Source organism: Burkholderia sp. 22088 (genome assembly GCF_052045915.1).
In the GTDB taxonomy this organism is placed as follows: Bacteria; Pseudomonadota; Gammaproteobacteria; order Burkholderiales; family Burkholderiaceae; genus Burkholderia; species Burkholderia cepacia.
In genome coordinates this window covers 259,090-277,378 of record NZ_JBQEPY010000005.1, presented here as the reverse complement: position 1 = coordinate 277,378, position 18,289 = coordinate 259,090, and the positions used below count along the sequence as shown (strand labels likewise).

Here is an 18,289-nt window from a genome sequence, read left to right as displayed (position 1 = left end):
CATCGTTCATCGAAAGGAATCCATCCGTGGCAAACGCTCGCAAAGTCATCATCACCTGTGCGCCGACCGGCGCGATCCATACGCCGTCGATGTCGCCGTACCTGCCTGTCACGCCGCACGAAATCGAAACGGCCGCGGTGGCGGCCGCACGGGCCGGCGCGGCGATCCTGCACCTGCACGCACGCAACCCGTCCGACGGCAAGCCGACACAGGATCCAGCCGTGTTCGCCGAATTCCTGCCGCGCATCAAGGCGCAGACCGACGCGGTGATCAACCTCACGTCGGGCGGCAGCCCGCACATGACGGTCGACGAACGGCTGCAGCCCGCGCTGCATTTCCAGCCCGAGGTCGCGTCGTTGAACATGGGCTCGATGAACTTCGGGCTGTACCCGATGCTCGAGCGCTTCCGCGAGCTGAAGCATCCGTGGGAGCGCGAACATCTCGAGAAAAGCCGCGATCTCGTGTTCAAGAATACGTTCGCGGACATCGAGACGATCCTCACGCGCTGCGGCGCGAACGGCACGCGGTTCGAATTCGAGTGCTACGACATCTCGCATCTGTATAACCTCGCGCACTTCGTCGATCGCGGGCTCGCGAAACCGCCGTTCTTCGTGCAAAGCGTGTTCGGCCTGCTCGGCGGGATCGGCGCGCACCCGGAAGACCTGATGCACATGCGCCGGACGGCCGACCGCCTGTTCGGCAGCGATTACGTGTGGTCGATCCTCGGCGCGGGCCGCAACCAGATTCCGCTCGCGACGATCGGCGCCGCGCAAGGCGCGAACGTGCGCGTCGGGCTCGAGGATTCGCTGTGGATCGCGCCCGGCAAGCTCGCGGAATCGAGCGCCGCGCAAGTCCTGAAAATGCGTCAGGTGCTCGAGGGCCTGTCGCTCGAGATCGCAACGCCGGCCGAGGCGCGCGCGATGCTCGCGCTCAAGGGCGGCGACGCCGTGAATTTCTGATCGCCGGGTCGCCCCAACACCAGAATCCGCAAGCGCAGTGACAAGGCGCCGGCCCGAACCGGCCGGCGCCAGGACGCCCTTCATCGCCCCGCTCCGTTCGAGCGCCGCCGGCGCGGCTCCGTCGACTGCCCATCCGCTGCCTGCCGCGCAGCGGCATTTGCCGAACGCGGCGCGCCGTGCTTGCCGTGCGCGCCGGTTCGCCCTTACCGGAGTCGTCCGCATGTCCACTCATCACGCTCAGGCCCTGTCGTCCACCGCGACCGACGCGAACGCGTCGCTGAACCGGCTGCTGTTCCGCAAACTCATGCCGCTGCTGATCGCCGCGTATGTGATCAGCTTTCTCGACCGCACCAACATCGCGTTCGCCAAACATTCGATGGGCGTCGATCTCGGCATCTCATCGGCCGCGTACGGGCTCGGCGCGGGGCTGTTCTTTCTCACCTACGCGCTCTTCGAGATCCCGAGCAACCTGATCATGCATCGCGTCGGCGCGCGCTTCTGGATCACGCGGATCATGATCACGTGGGGCGCGCTGTCGATCGCGATGGCGTTCGTCCGCGGCGAGACGTCGTTCTACGTGATGCGCCTGCTGCTCGGCGTGGCCGAAGCCGGCCTGTTTCCCGGCGTGATGCTGTATCTGACGTACTGGTTCGGCCGGGAAGAGCGTGCGCGCGCCACCGGCTATTTCCTGCTCGGCGTGTGCATTGCGAATATCGTCGGCGGGCCGCTGGCCGGTGCGCTGATCGAGCTCGACGGCACGCTCGGTTTCCACGGCTGGCAATGGTTGTTTGTCGTCGAAGGCATTCCGGCGATCCTGCTCGCGTTCGTCGTGTGGACACGCTTGCCGGACCGCCCGAGCGCCGCGCCGTGGCTCGCCCCGGAAACCGGCCGCGCGCTCGAGCGCAAGCTGGCCGCCGAACAGGATGCGGGCGTCGCCGCGCACGGCGGCCACGCGTTCGGCGCCGCATTGCGCGACCCGCAGATCTGGCTCGCGATCTTCGTGTACTTCTGCCACCAGTTGACCATCTACACGGTGATCTTCTTCCTGCCGGGGATCATCGGCGCGTCGGGACGTCTGTCGCCGGTCGCGGTCGGGTTGCTGACGTCGCTGCCCTGGCTCGCCGCCGCGCTCGGGGCCGGGACGCTGCCGCGCTTCGCACGCGAGTCGCGTCATTCGCGGCGGATGCTGTGCGCGGGGCTCGCGATCATGGCGGCCGGGATGGTCGGCGCCGCGCATGCGTCACCGTTGGCGGGCCTGCTTTGCGTGTGCGTGTCCGCGTCGATGTTCTTCGTCGTGCAGTCGATCGTGTTCACGTTTCCGGCGTCGCGGCTCGCCGGCAGTGCGCTGGCCGGCGGGCTCGGGCTCGTGAACACGTGCGGGCTGCTCGGCGGCTTCGTCGGGCCCACCGTCGTCGGCGCGATCGAACAGGCGACCGGCAATGCAAAGAACGGGCTGACGCTGCTGGCGGCCGCGCTCGTCGTCGCGGCATTCGCGAGCCTCGCGTTGCGTCACGGGCACGAGCGCGCCGACGTGCGGTCGCGCGGCTGAAAGGCAGGCTGGAACCAGACCGGCGTGAGACGGGCTGCGCCCCGCCCGCCTCACGCCGTCAGAACAGATACATCCCCGCGACGAACACGACGCCCGAGAACAGCAGCGTCGTCACGCAGTACCCCATGATGTCGCGCACCCCGAGCCCGGCAATCGCCAGCGCGGGCAGCGCCCAGAACGGCTGCGCCATGTTGGTCCAGGCCTCGCCGTACGCGATCGCCATCGCCGCCTTGCCGAGATCGGCACCGAGCGCCTGAGCCGCCGGCATCACGAACGGGCCCTGCACGACCCAGTGGCCGCCGCCCGACGGCACCGCGAAATTGATCACGGCGGAACTCAGGAACGCGAGCAGCGGGAACGTATGCACGTTCGCGATATCGACGAACCACTTCGTGATCACGCCCGCGAGCCCCGAATGATCCATCAGCGCCTGGATGCCGGCGTAGAACGGGAACTGGATCATGATCCCCGACGCGCCGCGCGCCGCGCCGGCCACCGCGCGCGCATAGGCCATCGGCGTACGGTGCAGCAGGATGCCGGCCGCGAGGAACGCGAGGTTCACGGTGTCGATGTCGAGTGCGAAACCCTTCTGCACGAACTTCAGCACGAGGAACGCCGCACACAGCGCCGCGACGAACACCGACAACGCACGGCTCTCCTCCATCCGCTCCGCGAACGTCGCGTCGGGCCCGAGCTGGCGCTCGACGCTCGGCGGTTCGGCCAGCAACGCCGGATCGACGCTGACCACGTCGCCCGGCTTCGGCATCATCAGGCGCGCGAGGAACGGCAGCATCACGATCAGGCCGATCGTGATGAACGCGTTGTAGCCAGTGAAGATCGTCTGCGAAACGGGAATCAGCCCGATGGTCTTTTCCATCGGGTTGCCCTTCGTGGCCGCGACGAGCGGGACCGAACCCGACAATCCGCCGTGCCAGCTCAGGAAGCCCATGTACGCGGACGCGACGAGCAGCCGGTAATCGCTGCCGGCCACGCGACGCGCCACTTCGCGCGCGAGCATCGCGCCGAGCACGAGGCCGAAGCCCCAGTTGATCGCGCACGCGAGCGCGCCGACGAACGCGACGAGCATCACGCCCTGCCCCGGCGTACGCGCGGTGCTCGCGAGCGCGACGAGCATGCGCTTCACGGGCGGCGAACTCGCGAGTGCGTGACCGGTGACGAGAATCATCACCATCTGCATCGAGAACGCGAGCAGGTTCCAGAAACCCGAACCCCACATCGTCGTGAGTTGCGCGGGCGTATTCGGCGTGAGGCCGAACGCGAGCGCGAACGTGACGATCGTCAGCAGGATCGCGAAAATCAACGGGTCGGGCAACACGCGGTGAACCACCTGCGTGAAAAAGCGGGAAATGCGCTGGATCAACTTGAGCTCCTCGTTTCCTGATAGGGACGTCCGCGCGTGTCGTTGTGGGTGGATGCGCGGAAACGCGCGGATTCTTGCATAGAACCGGCGGACACGCTTTGGAATGCGGGGGGCCGCGATCGCGCGGTCGTATCGACAGGAAAACGGGGATAAATGACAGGCAGCCCTTACGTCGCTTCGCAGCCTCGATCAACGCACCGCGTTCGTCACGCCTCCCAGCGCCCGCGCTCCATCGCCTCGACCATCATGCCGAGTGTGAGCGACCGGCCGCCCAGGATTTCGCGCGCCTTGTTGCTGAACGGCGATCTGACGACCGTGGCAAGGAACGAACCGATGCCGAGCTTCGCCGACGGGTAGTAATCGTGGATGTCGAACATGGACAAGTCGACGTCAAACATCACGGCCCATCGCCGGACGAACGCATCGATGTGGTCGGGCTCCATGTCGAGATCGTGATGGAGATCCGTGTCCCGCGTGAGCTCGATCCGATCGACTGGAAGCTTGCCGATATCGGTCGCAATGAACGCTTCGAGGTTTTTCCAGGCGTCAGCCATACAAACGATCCTCGGGCTTCACGATGCTGTTGTACGTGCCGATCGTGCGATAAGTGATCAGCGATATATCCGTTGCCAGGAGTACCCAGCCTGCTCCTGGAATGGCGCGCCCGACATTTGAACGAGCGGAAAAGGCTATCGTGAACGACTCGGGAGGGACAACCGCCCCATGGAAGCAAAGGCTGTTGCAAGCGTGCATTCCGACGCAAGCGGTCGACCGGTTATCGTTCCTTTAATGCGGCCCCGCGCTTGCACCTCCGATCGTGACAGCGTCGTCGTGCAGCACGGATCCTCGCGGCAATGGCTTGCCTGGGAACGGATACAAATCGTCAATTTTCAGTGACCCGTTGGCGACAAAAGAGCAAACGTCGTTCGCCTCCTGGCTGCATGGACGCATTAACGCGTCGCCACCGCACGCTCCTTGACCACCTCCATCGCCTTCGCCCGCCCCTCGCTCCACCGTTGCGCCACCCGATACGCGACGAGCGACCCGGTCACGGCAAGCAGCATCGGCACGAGACTGTCGTGATCCGCGCGCGTGAACTCGAGCAGCAGCACGACCGCCGTGATCGGCATCTGCATCGACGCGGCGAGAAACGCGGTCGCGCCGACGAGCGCGCAAGCGCCGATCGACGCACCCGGCCACACGAGGCTCCACAGCCCGCCGAGCACGACGCCGAGCAGCGCACCGTTCGCGAGGCCCGGTGTCAGCAGGCCACCTTCCGCGCCGGCCCGCAGGCTGCCGGCCTCGATCAGCACCTTCAGCACGAGCAGCGCGGCGGCGAGGCCGATCGTCAGCGTGCCGTCGAAACCCAGCGATGCCGGGCCCTTGCCGTTGCCGAGCAGTTGCGGAAACCGCATCGCGAGCACGCCGATCACCGCGAAGTTGATCAGCGCGAGCACGGGCAGCCGCCCGTCTTTCGGCGCGTTCGCCCGGGCGCGCGTCGTGAGCCGCACGAAGCCGTATGCGGCGACGCCGAACAGCGGCCCGCAGACGATCGACCATGCCACCAGCGGCGTGCTCAGCACGAACGGCGGCACCGTGTACTGGTGTTCGTTGCCGAGGCCGATCCACGCGACGGCCGCGGCGATCGCCGACGTCGCGACCGCCACGACCAGCGCACGCAGTTCGAACGTGCCGAGCAGCACCTCGAGCACGAAGATCGCGCCGCCGAGCGGCACGTTATAGACGGCCGCGAGGCCCGCGCCCGCACCGCACGCGACCATCAGCCGGCAATCGTCGGGGGTGAGCCCCGCACGATGCGCAAGCTGCCCCGCCAGCAGCGATCCAATCTCGCGCGGGGCGACTTCGCGGCCGAGCGGCGAGCCGAGCGCGACGGTGACGATCTGCAGCAGCGCGTGAATCGTCGTGCTGACGACCGGCATCCGCGGATCGGCCGCGCGCACCGCGCGGCGGATGCTGACGAGCGGCCGGCCATACCGGTACAGCGCCCACCAGCCGCCGCCGGCGACGATCCCGCAGACGATCAGCACCGCGAGCCGGCGCAGCGGATCGGCGCCGGTCACGCCGGTGAGGAAGCTCTCGGTGCCGATCACGTGCGCGATGCTGTAGCCGAACGCGACGTGCTGGATCGCATGCAGCAGCAGCGCGAGCAGCATGCCACCGAGGCCCGCGCCGACGCCGGTCAGGATCGTGACGACGGCCATGCGCGCGAACGGGCTGGCGGCCGGCGAAAGGGATGCGGGAGCGGACGGGAGATCGGGGCGCATGGGGTTCGCGAATGGGTTCGAAAAGGACGGCGCGCCACTCGCGCCGTCGTCAGGACCGCATCGTAGGCCGGCGACAATCATGAGACAAACGTATTTTTCGAATCGACTCATGCATTCGATGAATACATGAAGACCGGCGGGTCGAGGCAGCCCGAAGTTCACCGTCCGCTTCAATCCGGATACCGGATACGTGATGCGTTCCGGTTCACGCCGCAGGATCGCCTTCCCGTTGCGGCGTATTCGTGAGAACGGCCGCGTGCTTCGAGTCGGCAGGTCGCGCGATCCGGTTGACGAGCCTGGAATGTGTGCACGCGCCCGCCCTTGAACGCGGGTGATGCCGGTCGTGGGCGTGGACGCAGGCGAGCCGTTCTCCGCGCGCCAGTCGCACCGATCCATCGCCGTGCCGCGCCCCGCCCATGTTGCACCGACGCGACAGCACGCCCGCGACGGAGGGATACCGCCCGCGTGCGACCGTGCAAAAACCACCACCGTCACGCGCGCACCGCACGTCGTGTCAGTTTTGTGAACGACTCTTGCCTGATCCGGAAAGGTGCGCTCGCGGCCCCCGGCGGCCTTGCGCGCGGGTTGCGTTCCTATACTTGCGCCGAACTTTCGTTCCCCTTCCACACGCAGGAGCCTCACTTGAAAAAAACCCTCGTCGCCGGCGCATGCACCGCCACGCTGTTCGCCCCGCTCGCTCACGCACAGAGCTCGGTCACGCTGTACGGCCTGATCGATGCCGGCATCGTCTACACCAACAACGCCAACGGCGCGTCGCTGTGGCGCCTGAACAGCGGCACCGTCAACGGCAGCCGCGTCGGGTTTCGCGGCACCGAGGATCTCGGCAGCGGCCTGAAGGCGCTGTTCGTGCTCGAGAACGGCTTCAACGTGAACAACGGCGGGCTCGGGCAGGACGGCAAGCTGTTCGGCCGCCACGCGTACGTCGGCCTGAGCCAGAGCGGCTATGGCACGCTGACGCTCGGCCGCCAGTACGACACGATGGTCGATTTCGTCGCGCCGCTGTCCGCCACGGCCGGCGACCTCGGCGACACGAGCTTCGCGCACCCGTTCGACAACGACAACCTGAACCACTCGCTGCGCATCAACAACGCGGTCAAGTACACGAGCGAGACGTATGCGGGCTTCAAGGTCGGCGCGATGTACGCGTTCTCGAACGCGACCAGCTTCGGCGCGAACCGCGCATACAGCGTCGCGGCGAGCTACACGAACGGCCCGCTGAAGCTGGCCGGCGCGTACCTGCAGATGAACGGCACGAAGGGCTCGACGAGCGCGAGCCCGGGCGCGACCGACGCGGCCGAAGCGAAGAGCCTGAACCAGGGCGGCTGGTCGATCGGCTCGGACCGCATGCGTTCGTACGGCGGCGGCATCAGCTACGGGTTCGGCCCGGCCACCGTCGGCTTCGTCTATACGCGCTCGCAGTACGACAACACGGGCTCGTTCGGCTCGACCGGCCAGGTCGCGTTCAACAACTACGACGTGAACGTGCGCTATGCGGTGACGCCGGCCGTCAGCCTCGGCGCGGCCTACGTGTATACGGACGCCAGCGTGTCGAACCCCAACAGCAGGCACGGCACCGATCCGAAGTGGCACCAGGTCGACCTGCAGGCCGTCTACAAGCTGTCGCGCCGCACGGACGTCTACGCGGAAGCGATGTATCAGCACGCATCGGGCCGCGGCTACCGGGCGTTCATCGACGGCTCGGGCGGCGCATCGAGCACCGCGAACCAGATCGTCGGCACGATCGGCATGCGCACGCGCTTCTGATCGACGCGATGCATCGCCGCCCGTCGGTCACGCACCTGCGTTCGCGTGCGGGTTCGTTCGCGGCGGGCGGCGCATCAATGTTGTTCCATCTGGAAGGCAGCCTGCCTGGAATCGGGGTTTTTACGCGCGCGAGCGCTGCGTAGACTGCCAGCGAAGGTCGGGGGCACGCATCGCGCGTCGCGCCGGCCACCCACCCCGTACCCAGGAGAACCTCGTGAAATCGCTCGTCGTTACCGCCGCCGCTGCCGTCCTGCTCGCTGCACCGGCCCTGTCGTTCGCCCAGTCGGCAAAGTCGCCCGTCACGCGCGCGCAAGTGCTGCAGGAGCTGAGCGACCTCGAATCGGTCGGCTACAACCCGGCGCGCGGCGAATCCATCAACTATCCGGACGACATCCTGGCGGCACAGGAGCGGCTCCACGAAAAGCGCCTCGCGCAACAGAAGGCCGCGCGCGCCGCATACGGCCCGGCCGGCGAGCCGGCAACGGAATCGGGCACGGCGGCAAAGCCCGCGCTGTAACGTCATGACGATGCGCCGCGCCCACGGAGACGATGTACCGTGGGCGCGGCGAGTCGCGTTGGCGAGGTTGGCGAAATTCGCGTGAAGAGAAGAAGCCGGCTGAAGAGAAGAAGCCGGCGATACGCCGATACGCGTCGGCCGCTCAGGCGGCCTGCGGTTCGCGGTCGATCGCGTTCAGCATCTCGACGTCGCGCGCGATCATCCCCGGCACCTGGGCACGCAGCATCTCGACCCACGTCCGCACCTTCGCATCGACGAAGCGGCGCGACGGATACAGCGCGTACACGTTCATCTTCTGCAGGATGTGCGCGGGCAGCACGCGCACGAGCGTGCCGTCGCGCAGCGCGTCGATCGCCGAGTAAAGCGGCAGCATGCCGATCCCGATGCCGTCGCGGATCGCGAGCGCGAGCGATTCGGCCGTATTGGTCTGCACCGGCCCCGCGACGTGGATCTGCTCGACGCCTTCGGGCCCTTCGAGCACCCATTCGTGCGTCGGGAACGCCGGCGTGCACAGCGTCAGGCACGCGTGCGCGGCGAGATCCTGCGGACGGGCCGGCGCGCCGTGGCGCTTCACGTAGTCGGGCGACGCGCACAGGATGCTGAAGGTCGAGCCGAGCAGGTGCGACACGAGTTCCGAATCGGGAAGCGACGATGCAGTCACGACGGCCATGTCGCTCGTCCCGTCGAACAGGTCGGGCATGCGCTGCGACAGCGACAGCTCGATCGACACGTCCGGAAACTGCGCGTGGTAGCGCGTCAGCGCGGGCAATACATAGTGATGGCCGACGCTCGCGAAGCTGTGCATGCGCAGCACACCGGCCGGCCGTTCGTGCGCGCAGCTCGCCTCTTCCTCCGCGCGGTCGACGTCGGCGAGGATCTGGCGGCAGCGCCGCAGATAGCTTTCGCCGGCCGACGTGAGCGCGAGACGGCGTGTCGAACGATTCATCAGACGGGTACGCAGGCGCGCCTCGAGCTCCGACACCGCGCGCGACATCGCGCCCGTCGTCGAATTCAGCGATTGCGCGGCGGCAGTGAAACTGCCCGTCTCGACGACACGCGAAAACACCCGCATGTTTTGTAGGGTATCCATTCCTGTGAGCAACCTGTAGCGGAGCCGCTATTTTCCTCCACTGGATGCGACAGATTGTTACTCCGGCTGCAACTATCGTTTCCCCGCAGCTGCGTTAATGCGCGGGCGCCGCGCTCCTACAATCGGCGCCTCACCAGTCGAACGAACCCGTTCGGACGTGCCGTGGCACCGTGCCCGGCCCCGTACCGGCCCCCTCTTTTCATGAAGCCACAACCTGCGATCGAGCGACCTTCCATCGAACCGGCACGATGGAGGACATGGCTCGATCCACTCGGCGACGCGGCACGCGACTGGGCCGCGAGCGACGGGCTGATCTGGCTGCACCTCGCGAAAACCGTGTTCGCGGCGCTGCTCGCGATGGGCATCGCGATGCGCCTGGAGATGTCGCAGCCGCGCACCGCGATGACGACCGTGTTCGTGCTGATGCAGCCGCTGTCGGGGATGGTGTTCGCGAAGAGTTTCTACCGCGTGCTCGGCACGGCGGCCGGTCTCGTCGCCGCGCTCGCGCTCGGCGGGCTGTTCGCGCAGCAGCCCGAGCTGTACATGGCCGGCATCACGCTGTGGATCGGCAGCTGCATCGCACTCGCGGTGCGCAACCGCCACTTCCGCTGGTACGGCTTCGTACTCGCCGGCTATACGGCCGCGCTGATCGGCCTGCCGGCCGTGATGACGCCGCAGACGCTGTTCCAGTCCGCGCTCACGCGTGCCGCGGAAGTCGCGCTCGGCATCGCCTGCTCGGGCGCGGTCAGCGCGCTGATCCTGCCGCTCAGCTCCGCGAAGGCGCTGATGCGCTCGCTGGGCACCCGCCATGCGACGTTCGCGGCGTTCACGGCCGGCGCACTCGCGGGCGACGTCGCGCGCGCCGACTTCGAGCGGCGCTTCGCGGATTTCGTCGACGACATCGTCGGCTTCGAGGCCAACCGCGCGTTCGCGTCGTTCGAGGACCCGCACATTCGCGCGCGCAGCCGCCGGCTCGCGCGGCTGAACAGCGAGTTCATGAACGCGTGCACACGGCTGCATGCGCTGCACCAGCTCGTCAAGCGGCTGCGCGCGAACGGCTCGGACGCGGTGCTCGATGCGCTCGCGCCGCATGTCGATGCGCTCGCGCAGCGTTTCGCCGCGCTGCGCGACGAGCGGCAGCGCGGCATCGCGCCGGCCGCCGGTGCGCTGGTCGATCTGCGCCGCTTCCACAGCGCGTTGCCGAAAGCCGCGCGCGCCTCGCGGCGAAGCATCGAGGAACATGCGCCCGGCGGCCTGCTCGACTTCGATACCGCGATCGAGCTGCTGTACCGCTTCATCGGCGAATACCTCGGCTACGCCGACACCTATGCGTCGCTCGACCAGGACGACCATGCGTTCGAGCGCTCGGTCACGCATTACGCGGTGAAGACCAATACGTTCTTCGTCGGCTTCGCGTTCCTGCGCACGGTCGTCGCCGTCGGTGCGATGAGCGTGTTCTGGATCGCCTCCGAGTGGCCAAGCGGCCCGCTTGCCGTGACCGCCACCGCGATCGCTTGCGCGCTCAGCTCGACGTCGCCGCGCGCGCCGAAGTTCGTGGCGCAGATGAGCGTCGGCGCGGCGTTCGCGACCGCCGTCGGCTACCTGTTCCTGTGCTACGTGTATCCGAACATCGAAGGCTTTCCGCTGCTGTGCGCGGCGCTCGCGCCGGTGCTCGGCGTCGGCGCGTTTCTCGCGATGCGGCCGGGATTGTCCGGTTACGGGATCGGCTTCGCGGTGTTCTTCTGCCTGCTCGCGGGGCCGGACAACGTGATCGCGTATACGCCCGAGGTGCTGATCAACAACGGCCTGGCCGTCGTCATCGCGATGCTCGCGTGCTCGCTCGTGTTCGCGGTCGTGTTCCCGACTCACATGCCGTGGCTCACGGGCCGCATCGCGCACGACCTGCGCCGCCAGGTCACGCTGGCGTGCGAAGGCGCGCCGGACGGCCTCGCGCAGCGCTTCCAGTCGAGTACCCACGACCTGATGGCGCAACTGCGCACGCTGCTCGTGCGGCGCACGCGGCAGCATCGCGACGCGCTGCGCTGGATGCTGTCGACGCTCGAAGTCGGCCACGCGGTGATCGACCTGCGCGACGAAATGAACGCGTTCCGCGCATCGAAGCCGCCGCAGACGCTGCGCTGGACCGGCTCGATCGACGCGGTGCTGCACGAGCTGCCGCGCTTCTTCGACGATCCGACGCCCGGCCATCACGCACGCACGCTGAAATCGGTGAATCTCGCGATCCGCGCCGCGCAACACGCGCTGCAGGCGTGGTATGCGGTGCCCAACGAGCGGCACCGCATGCAGCGCATCGTCGGCTGTCTGCACTTCATGCGCAGCGCGCTGCTGGACAAGGACGCGCCGTTCAACCGGCATCGCCATTGATCCCATCGATGCCATCGACGCCCTTGACGATCGGTGCGTGCGCAACGGGATCCTTGTTCCGGATGGAAATATGCTCTACAGGCGCGGTGATTAATCTTTAAGCAGTGCGAGCCTATAGTTTCCTCACTGCCAGCGAGACTGGCACTCACCCAGGAGAAACAAAAATGAAGCCGCTGCACCTCGCCCTCGTTGCCCTGTCGCTCACCGCTGCTGTCGCTCACGCACAGCCGGCACCGGCAGACGACGCACCGCAACAGGCGAACCGCGTCGAAGCCGTGAAGGCCGCCGGCCGCGTCGATCGTGCGCAATCGAAGCAGGACGACCCGAACGCCTGCGTCGGCCCCGTCAGCTTCTGCAACATCTACTTCGGCAGCTGAGCATGACGCCGCGTCGTCACGGCCAGGCCCGCACCGCCCGCATGACCTGCGCGGGCGAGCGGCGGCCCGGCCGATCGCCGCATCGCCGCTCCAACCCACGCCGCTTCGATTGAAGCGGCGCATGCCGTTTCAGGCGCCGCGCCCCGGCCGCCAGCCCACCTCGCGCAACGCATCCAGCAAGCGCGCCTGCCCCAGCCCTTCGACCCGCGCACCGCGCGACTCGACGTCGCCGCCCGCGACGAGCGCGTTCACGATCGCTTCCTCCACCGCTTCCGCCGCCGCGACGAACAGCGCGGAAATATGGTCGTTGTTGACCATCTTCACGCCGGTGGTTGGCGCACCCTTGCTGCCGTAGTTCGCCGCCGGCAGGCCGTCGTTGCCCGTCGCGAACGCAAGGAAGATGTCGCCGCTCGAATCCTCCGTGCCGCCGCCGACCCGCGCGAGCCCGACACTGGCACGCTGCGCGAGCCGCGTGCATTGATGAGGCAGCAACGGCGCGTCGGTCGCGATCGTCACGACGATCGAGCCCATCCCGGCCTCGCCCTGCGCGTCCGGCGCGCGGAACGGCGATGGCACGTGCCGCAGCACTTCGCCGACCGGGTAGCCGGCCACGCGCAGCATCTCGCGCACGCCGTAGTTCGCCTGGACGAGCGCGCCGACGGTCCAGCCGCCCGCATCGGCCGCGAGCACGCGCGACGCGGTGCCGATGCCGCCCTTGAACTCGTGGCAGATCATGCCCGTGCCGCCGCCCACGCCGCCTTCGGCAACCGGCCCCGTCTGCGCGGCGGCCAGCGCGCGCTGCACGTGCGCGGCGCTCACGTGCTGCCCCCAGATGTCGTTCAGCAGGCCGTCGTAGGTTTCCATCACGACCGGCATGCACCAGTACACGCGGCCCGCCGCCGCTTCGCGTTCGTTCGCGACGAGTGCATCGCGCACCGCGCCGACGCTGTGCGTGTTCGTATAGGCGATCGGCGTGGTGAGCAGGCCGGCTTCGCGGATCCATTCGAGCCCCGTCGCATCGCCGTTGCCGTTCAGCACGTGCACGCCCGCGAAACAGGGCGAATCGTGCGCGGCGCCCGCGCGCGGCTCGATGACGGTGACGCCGGTGCGGATCGATGCGTCGCCGTTCTCCTCGTTCAGCGTGCAATGTCCGACCCGCACGCCCGGAACGTCCGTGATCGCGTTGAAGCGGCCCGGCGTGCCGAGTCCGATGCGGATGCCGAGATCCCTCGTGCGCATGATGCAATTCCTCCCGTCTTTCAATGGTTCGGTGTTTCGGTGTTTCAGTACGGCAAGGCTTCGATCCGTCGCTCAGAGCGCGCGGAACGCTTCGCTGTGGCGTGCCCAGACCGCGTACATCGCGAGCGCGGCAATCAGCAGGCCGGCGATGATGATGAGGTCGGTCGGTTTCGTGGCCGTGGCCAGCGTCGTGTAGAGCGTGTACGCGGCGCCCGCCACCGCGACGAGCGGCGTCACGGGCCACAACGGCATCCGGTAATGATGCTCGACGTCGCGGCGCACGAACCGGCTCGCGAGCGCGGCCAGCCCGACGACCAGGTAGATCAGCAGCAGCAGGTCGACCGTGAACGCGGTCAGCTCGTCGAGGCTCGACACGAACACGAGCCCCGCCGACGGCACCGCGAGCGCGAGGGTCGCGAGCCACGGCGATTCGAGACGCGGGTGGATCGTCGAGAAGGCGCGGTTGCAGGTGCGCGACCAGAGCGCGTGCCGGCCGCTGCTGTACAGCAGCCGGCCCATCGTGATCACGATCGCGATGATCGCGTTGAACACCGACAGGAAGATCCCGCCGCTGACCACGCGCGACACCGCCGGGTTGCTGAGCGAACGCACGACATAGCCGATCGGGTCGGCACTCTTCGTCAGCTCGGTCAGCGACGGTGCGCCGAGCACGATCGCGGTGAGCGGAATCAGTTCGACGACGAGGATCACGAGCAGCGAGTAGATCACCGCCTTCGCGACGTTGCGGTTGCCGCCGCGCAGGTCTTCCGCGAGATACGCGGCCGATCCGAAGCCGTTGTAGCAGAAGATCGCCGTGCCGATCGCCGGAACGATCGCGGCCAGCGTCGCGGGCACGAGTGCGTTGCCGCTCGCGACGACCGGCGCGACCAGCGCGTCGGCACCGCGATGCGGGGAACCGAAGCCGAGGCCCGCGATCAGCATCAGCACGCCGATCTCGACCACCAGGAACGCGCCCGTGATCCACGCGTTCGTCTTGATGTTCAGCATGCCGAGCAGGTAGCTGAGCAGCACGATCGTCAACGCGACCGACTGGTTGCTGAAGTGCGTGCCGAGCGCATTGTTCAGGTATGGCGCGGCGCCGCTCGCGAGCACGGCCGGGATAAACACGCTGACGGACAGCACCGTGATGAAGGTGAGGTAGCCGGGCAGCGTGCCGAACACGCGCTTGGCCATCACATACTCGCCGCCCGCGCTGCGGTGCGCGGCGCTGAGTTCCGCGTAGCAGAGCGCGAACGCGAGCGCGAGCACGCCGCCGAGCAGGAACGACAGCACGGCACCGCTGCCGGCCTGCTGGATCGCGAACGGCGCGATCACGAAGATCGAGCTCGCGGGCGTCACGCCCGATACGGTGATCATCACCGCGTCGCGCACGCTGAGCGTCTGCGACAGCGCGCGCGGCGCGTCCTCCGTTGCAGGCGCCGCTTGCAGCGTGCCCGTCGATTCCGACATCATCGCCATCTCGTTCTCCTGTGCTGCACTTTTTTGAACGCCCATACTCGGGCCCGACTGATTGCGTGGCAGTCTAGGAAGCCAATTTCAGGACCGCTATTCCCCCTTCGTGTTACGCCCTTCCGGTGGTGGTATGGATCGTCTCTTTTCCGAAATCGCGATGCACCAGGCGCTCGGCCGCGCAATCGATCACCTCGGCCAGCCGCGCTTCTGGCGCTTCCTGGTGCTGCTGCTCAATGAAATGGCGCCGTTCGACAACGCGCTCGCGACCGCGATCGGCCCCGACGGGGTGCCGCTCGTGCTCGAGGAATACGACACGGGCGGCACCGATGCCGCGTCGCCCGTGCCGCTCTACCTGAACGGCGTGTATCTGCTCGACCCGTTCCTGCAGGCCGCGCACGACGGGCTCGCAGACGGCTGTTACCGGCTCGAGGAAGTCGCACCCGACCTGTTCCGGCAGAGCGAGTATTTCCTCAGCTATTTCCGCGATGCGGTGGGCGACGACGAGATCCAGATCCTCGTGCGGCCGAGCGCCGACATGCTGCTGTCGCTGTCGCTGGGCGCGAGCACGCGTTTCGACGTCGAGCCGCTCGGCAAGCTGACGGCCGCGATGCCGTGGGTGCTCGCGGCGATCCGGCAGCACTGGCGGCTGGTGGGCGACGCCGCACGCGCGACGCCCGACGCCGATCTCGGCGCGCGGGTCGAGCAGGCACTCGCCCGCTTCGGCGCGGGCGTGCTGACCGATCGCGAGATGTCGATCGCGAGAATGGTGCTGCGCGGCAACTCGTCGAAGGCGATCGCCGAGCGGCTCGCGATTTCGCCGGAAACGGTGAAGGTGCACCGGCGGCACCTGTACGCGAAGCTCGGGATTTCATCGCAGCCCGAGCTGTTCTCGCGCTTCATCCAGGCGCTGGGGGAAGACGCGGCCGGATGACCTTCCCGATCCGGACGGATGGCAACCGGCGGTCTTCACGTTCCTGCGGGAACCCGGCGCCACGGCCGGGAATGCCGGCGGCACAGCATCCGACATGCGAGATTCAATGGAACGAACGGTTCTTTTTCGTATGCGTTGCAGCGGCGGCGCTGAGCGGCCTGCTGTTGCTGTTGCGACCGAAGGACAGGCAGGCGGCGAACGTCGAGCCGCCGCCGGCTGCGCGATAGCCGGCACGCGAACGCCGCGCGATGCCGCTCACCCGGCTTTCGGGCAGCGGCATGCGCATGCGCGGCTCCCCGCTACCGCCACTTCGCGCCGAGTTGCGCGAGCCCGGCGTTCCGGAGATCGTCCGGCAACATCACCACGCGGAACTCGCAGTCGGCATTCAACATCAGGAACCACGGCTCCGCGAGCGCGGGGATCTGCGACGGGTCATCCACGTTGACGATCGCGACCGCCCCGCGACCGCCGCCCTGCTCCGTGAAATACACGGCCTCCGGCTTGACCGCTTCGAGTATTCGCGAGATCACGTCGCCGACGCTGCCGTCCCGCACCAGCGTGTTGAACGGCTCGTGAGGGATTCGTATGTTGAGAAGCATGCGCATGACCATCCTCCTTGGGCGTCACCCGGCCTGGGCTCTTCAAGCATAGGTGCTGCGCGATGCCGCGCCAGTGGCGCCGAAAACGGTTGCCGGCACGCCTTCACGTTCCGACGATTCGACGACACCGCATCGCGCGCACGGCATGCGCTCGCGCGATGCAGGCCCCGTCGAATCGGCCGCTCGTGCCTCCGTCATTCGGAGACCGTATCGGCCGCCAGCTCCGTCGGCGCGATCGCCAGATGCAACGCGTGCTGCGGTCGCAGCGTCACGTTCAGCACCGCGCACGGCGGCGCCATGCCGGGCGGCACCGACAGCACGTAGCGCTGCAGGACCATGGCGGCCACGACCGTCATCTCCGTCATCGCCAGATGCTGCCCGAGGCACACGCGCGGGCCCGTGCCGAACGGCATCCAGGCACCGCGAGGCAGCGTCGGCGCATCGTCGGCGAAGCGTTCGGGGCGGAACGTATCGGGCTCGGGGAACCATCGAGGATCGCGCTGCATCAGTTGCAGCGGCAGCATGAACAGCGTGCGCGCGGGAAACTGCCACGCGCCCAGCGCGATCGGCCGCGCTGCGCGACGGCTGATCAGGATCGGCGCGGACGGGTACAGGCGCAGCGTTTCGTCGAGCGTCTGCGACAGGTAACGCAATGACGCGCGCGTCTCGGCCGACGGCGCACGACCGCCCAGCACGCGGGACACCTCGTCGCGCGCGGAGGCTTGCACGGCCGGATTCGCGGCCATGCACCATGCCCACCAGGTCAGCGCCCCGGCGGTCGTCTCGTGGCCGGCCAGGAACGCCGTCACGCATTCGTCGTGCACGGCCCGCAGCGGCCATTTCCGCGCATCGGCCCGATGCAGCCGCAACAGGCGTGACAGCAGATCGTCGGGCCAGGTACGCTCGGGCCGGTCGAGGCGCGCATGCAGCTGCCGGTCGATCACCCCGTTCAGCACCGCCATCGCGCGTGCCGTGCGGCGCTTCCACGGCACCCAGCTCGGCGTGTTCACCGGCTGGTAAAACGCCGCGTTCGCCGCGGCGCTCACCACGCGCACCGCCTCCTCGGCCGCGCGCGCATCGTCGCCGATCGTATCGGAGAACATCGTGCGCATGATCACGTCCATCGCCAGCGACGTCAGCGCGCTTTCGATCGGCCACTCCGGATCATGCGCGGGCCATTGCGCGAGGGCGTGACCGGCCGTCGCCGCGATCGCCGGAACGAACGCCTGAACCGGCTTCGGCATGAAGCCGGGCTGCAGCGCCTGCCGCTTGTCGCGCCACGCATCGCCCTCGGCGACCAGCACGCTTTGGCCGTGGACCTCCGCGAAGACGCGGATGGCGCGCTCCCAGCGCCCGAGCGCATCGTGGTGCGTGACCAGCAGCTCGCGCACGAGCGCTGGATCGGTCACGACCACGGCATGCTCGGGCCACACGCGCAAGTGCACGACGTCGCCGTAGGTGCGCTGCCAGTCGCCAAGCGCGCCGATCAGGTCGCGCGACATCGTGCGCAGCAACCCCCAACCCGTCAGGCCGGCGAGCGGCCCCGGCGGCCATACGCCGGGCGGGTGAAGCACGGGCGCCGGCGCAGCGGTGCCCGCGTGGAATGGACATGGGGAAGAGGATCGTGTGTTCATGTGCCGGATTCTCCGCATCGGCGCGGCGGCGGTCTTGAACGCAAACGACATCGACACGCGTGGGCCCCGTCCCTATACTGCGGCG

General features: G+C 68.0%; 16 protein-coding genes and 1 pseudogene. 7 read left to right on the top strand and 10 right to left on the bottom strand.

Annotation, left to right across the window (positions count from 1 at the left end; all coding sequences use genetic code 11):
* Positions 1-26 precede the first annotated feature (26 nt).
* A complete protein-coding gene (locus ACTJLD_RS11985) occupies positions 27-959 on the top strand; it encodes a 3-keto-5-aminohexanoate cleavage protein (protein WP_021159186.1) in 933 nt (310 codons plus the stop codon).
* A 220-nt stretch (positions 960-1,179) separates the two neighbouring features.
* On the top strand, positions 1,180-2,508 hold the full coding sequence (locus tag ACTJLD_RS11980) for an MFS transporter (protein WP_027791532.1): 1,329 nt from the start codon (positions 1,180-1,182) through the stop codon (positions 2,506-2,508).
* Positions 2,509-2,566: 58 nt separating this feature from the next.
* On the opposite strand, the gene ACTJLD_RS11975 is transcribed toward ACTJLD_RS11980, so the two are convergent.
* From ACTJLD_RS11975 to ACTJLD_RS11960, 4 genes and pseudogenes are all read right to left on the bottom strand, one after another.
* Positions 2,567-3,889 carry a TIGR00366 family protein gene (locus ACTJLD_RS11975; protein ID WP_027791531.1) on the bottom strand — a complete coding sequence of 441 codons (1,323 nt, stop codon included), beginning with the start codon at positions 3,887-3,889 and terminating at the stop codon, positions 2,567-2,569.
* A gap of 206 nt (positions 3,890-4,095) precedes the next feature.
* On the bottom strand, positions 4,096-4,443 hold the full coding sequence (locus ACTJLD_RS11970) for a DUF1493 family protein (RefSeq protein WP_440658828.1): 348 nt from the start codon (positions 4,441-4,443) through the stop codon (positions 4,096-4,098).
* Positions 4,436-4,558: pseudogene (locus tag ACTJLD_RS11965) on the bottom strand (STM2901 family protein); the annotation flags it as partial. The gene ACTJLD_RS11970 and the pseudogene ACTJLD_RS11965, both read right to left, overlap by 8 nt.
* 281 nt (positions 4,559-4,839) lie before the next feature.
* A complete protein-coding gene (locus ACTJLD_RS11960) occupies positions 4,840-6,174 on the bottom strand; it encodes a chloride channel protein (protein ID WP_440658827.1) in 1,335 nt (444 codons plus the stop codon).
* Between the two features lie 642 nt (positions 6,175-6,816).
* Between ACTJLD_RS11960 and ACTJLD_RS11955 the strand changes: the two genes are divergently transcribed.
* On the top strand, positions 6,817-7,959 hold the full coding sequence (locus ACTJLD_RS11955) for a porin (protein ID WP_440658826.1): 1,143 nt from the start codon (positions 6,817-6,819) through the stop codon (positions 7,957-7,959).
* A gap of 214 nt (positions 7,960-8,173) precedes the next feature.
* Positions 8,174-8,476, top strand: a complete 303-nt coding sequence (locus tag ACTJLD_RS11950; protein ID WP_027791526.1) for a DUF4148 domain-containing protein — start codon at positions 8,174-8,176, stop codon at positions 8,474-8,476.
* Positions 8,477-8,618: 142 nt separating this feature from the next.
* Here ACTJLD_RS11950 and ACTJLD_RS11945 read toward each other — a convergent pair whose 3' ends face one another.
* Entirely contained in the window at positions 8,619-9,566 is a 948-nt protein-coding gene (locus ACTJLD_RS11945) for a LysR family transcriptional regulator (RefSeq protein ID WP_027791525.1), read from the bottom strand.
* A gap of 201 nt (positions 9,567-9,767) precedes the next feature.
* Here ACTJLD_RS11945 and ACTJLD_RS11940 point away from each other — a divergent pair, with 201 nt between their 5' ends.
* The gene (locus ACTJLD_RS11940; RefSeq protein WP_322036223.1) at positions 9,768-11,951 is read left to right on the top strand and encodes an FUSC family protein; all 2,184 of its coding nucleotides are present in this window, start codon (positions 9,768-9,770) and stop codon (positions 11,949-11,951) included.
* 164 nt (positions 11,952-12,115) lie between these two features.
* Positions 12,116-12,328, top strand: coding sequence for a hypothetical protein (locus ACTJLD_RS11935; RefSeq protein WP_060195854.1), 213 nt, complete (start codon positions 12,116-12,118; stop codon positions 12,326-12,328).
* 129 nt (positions 12,329-12,457) lie between these two features.
* Here ACTJLD_RS11935 and ACTJLD_RS11930 read toward each other — a convergent pair whose 3' ends face one another.
* Complete coding sequence (locus ACTJLD_RS11930) at positions 12,458-13,567, bottom strand: DmpA family aminopeptidase (RefSeq protein WP_042974866.1); 1,110 nt, start codon at positions 13,565-13,567, stop codon at positions 12,458-12,460.
* Between the two features lie 72 nt (positions 13,568-13,639).
* Positions 13,640-15,046: an APC family permease gene (locus ACTJLD_RS11925; protein WP_060085226.1), complete on the bottom strand. Its 1,407-nt coding sequence runs from the start codon at positions 15,044-15,046 to the stop codon at positions 13,640-13,642.
* Between the two features lie 124 nt (positions 15,047-15,170).
* Between ACTJLD_RS11925 and ACTJLD_RS11920 the strand changes: the two genes are divergently transcribed.
* On the top strand, positions 15,171-15,971 hold the full coding sequence (locus tag ACTJLD_RS11920) for a helix-turn-helix transcriptional regulator (protein ID WP_027791520.1): 801 nt from the start codon (positions 15,171-15,173) through the stop codon (positions 15,969-15,971).
* Between the two features lie 103 nt (positions 15,972-16,074).
* Here the strand turns inward: ACTJLD_RS11920 and ACTJLD_RS11915 are convergent, their stop codons facing one another.
* The 3 genes from ACTJLD_RS11915 to ACTJLD_RS11905 form a co-directional block, all read right to left on the bottom strand.
* A complete protein-coding gene (locus tag ACTJLD_RS11915) occupies positions 16,075-16,257 on the bottom strand; it encodes a hypothetical protein (protein ID WP_060372037.1) in 183 nt (60 codons plus the stop codon).
* Between the two features lie 13 nt (positions 16,258-16,270).
* On the bottom strand, positions 16,271-16,576 hold the full coding sequence (locus tag ACTJLD_RS11910; protein WP_021159202.1) for a Panthothenate synthetase: 306 nt from the start codon (positions 16,574-16,576) through the stop codon (positions 16,271-16,273).
* A gap of 188 nt (positions 16,577-16,764) precedes the next feature.
* Positions 16,765-18,204, bottom strand: a complete 1,440-nt coding sequence (locus ACTJLD_RS11905; protein ID WP_440658824.1) for a cytochrome P450 — start codon at positions 18,202-18,204, stop codon at positions 16,765-16,767.
* Positions 18,205-18,289: the final 85 nt, after the last annotated feature.

Excerpts from the sequence above, each read along its gene's own strand:
- ACTJLD_RS11960 (WP_440658827.1), bottom strand. The coding sequence starts at position 6,174 with ATGCGCCCCGATCTCCCGTCCGCTCCCGCATCCCTTTCGCCGGCCGCC.
- ACTJLD_RS11925 (WP_060085226.1), bottom strand. The coding sequence starts at position 15,046 with ATGGCGATGATGTCGGAATCGACGGGCACGCTGCAAGCGGCGCCTGCA.
- ACTJLD_RS11915 (WP_060372037.1), bottom strand. The coding sequence starts at position 16,257 with ATGCGCATGCCGCTGCCCGAAAGCCGGGTGAGCGGCATCGCGCGGCGT.
- ACTJLD_RS11930 (WP_042974866.1), bottom strand. The coding sequence starts at position 13,567 with ATGCGCACGAGGGATCTCGGCATCCGCATCGGACTCGGCACGCCGGGC.
- ACTJLD_RS11935 (WP_060195854.1), top strand. The coding sequence starts at position 12,116 with ATGAAGCCGCTGCACCTCGCCCTCGTTGCCCTGTCGCTCACCGCTGCT.
- ACTJLD_RS11910 (WP_021159202.1), bottom strand. The coding sequence starts at position 16,576 with ATGCGCATGCTTCTCAACATACGAATCCCTCACGAGCCGTTCAACACG.
- ACTJLD_RS11920 (WP_027791520.1), top strand. The coding sequence starts at position 15,171 with ATGGATCGTCTCTTTTCCGAAATCGCGATGCACCAGGCGCTCGGCCGC.
- ACTJLD_RS11970 (WP_440658828.1), bottom strand. The coding sequence starts at position 4,443 with ATGGCTGACGCCTGGAAAAACCTCGAAGCGTTCATTGCGACCGATATC.
- ACTJLD_RS11905 (WP_440658824.1), bottom strand. The coding sequence starts at position 18,204 with ATGAACACACGATCCTCTTCCCCATGTCCATTCCACGCGGGCACCGCT.
- ACTJLD_RS11980 (WP_027791532.1), top strand. The coding sequence starts at position 1,180 with ATGTCCACTCATCACGCTCAGGCCCTGTCGTCCACCGCGACCGACGCG.
- ACTJLD_RS11945 (WP_027791525.1), bottom strand. The coding sequence starts at position 9,566 with ATGGATACCCTACAAAACATGCGGGTGTTTTCGCGTGTCGTCGAGACG.
- ACTJLD_RS11940 (WP_322036223.1), top strand. The coding sequence starts at position 9,768 with ATGAAGCCACAACCTGCGATCGAGCGACCTTCCATCGAACCGGCACGA.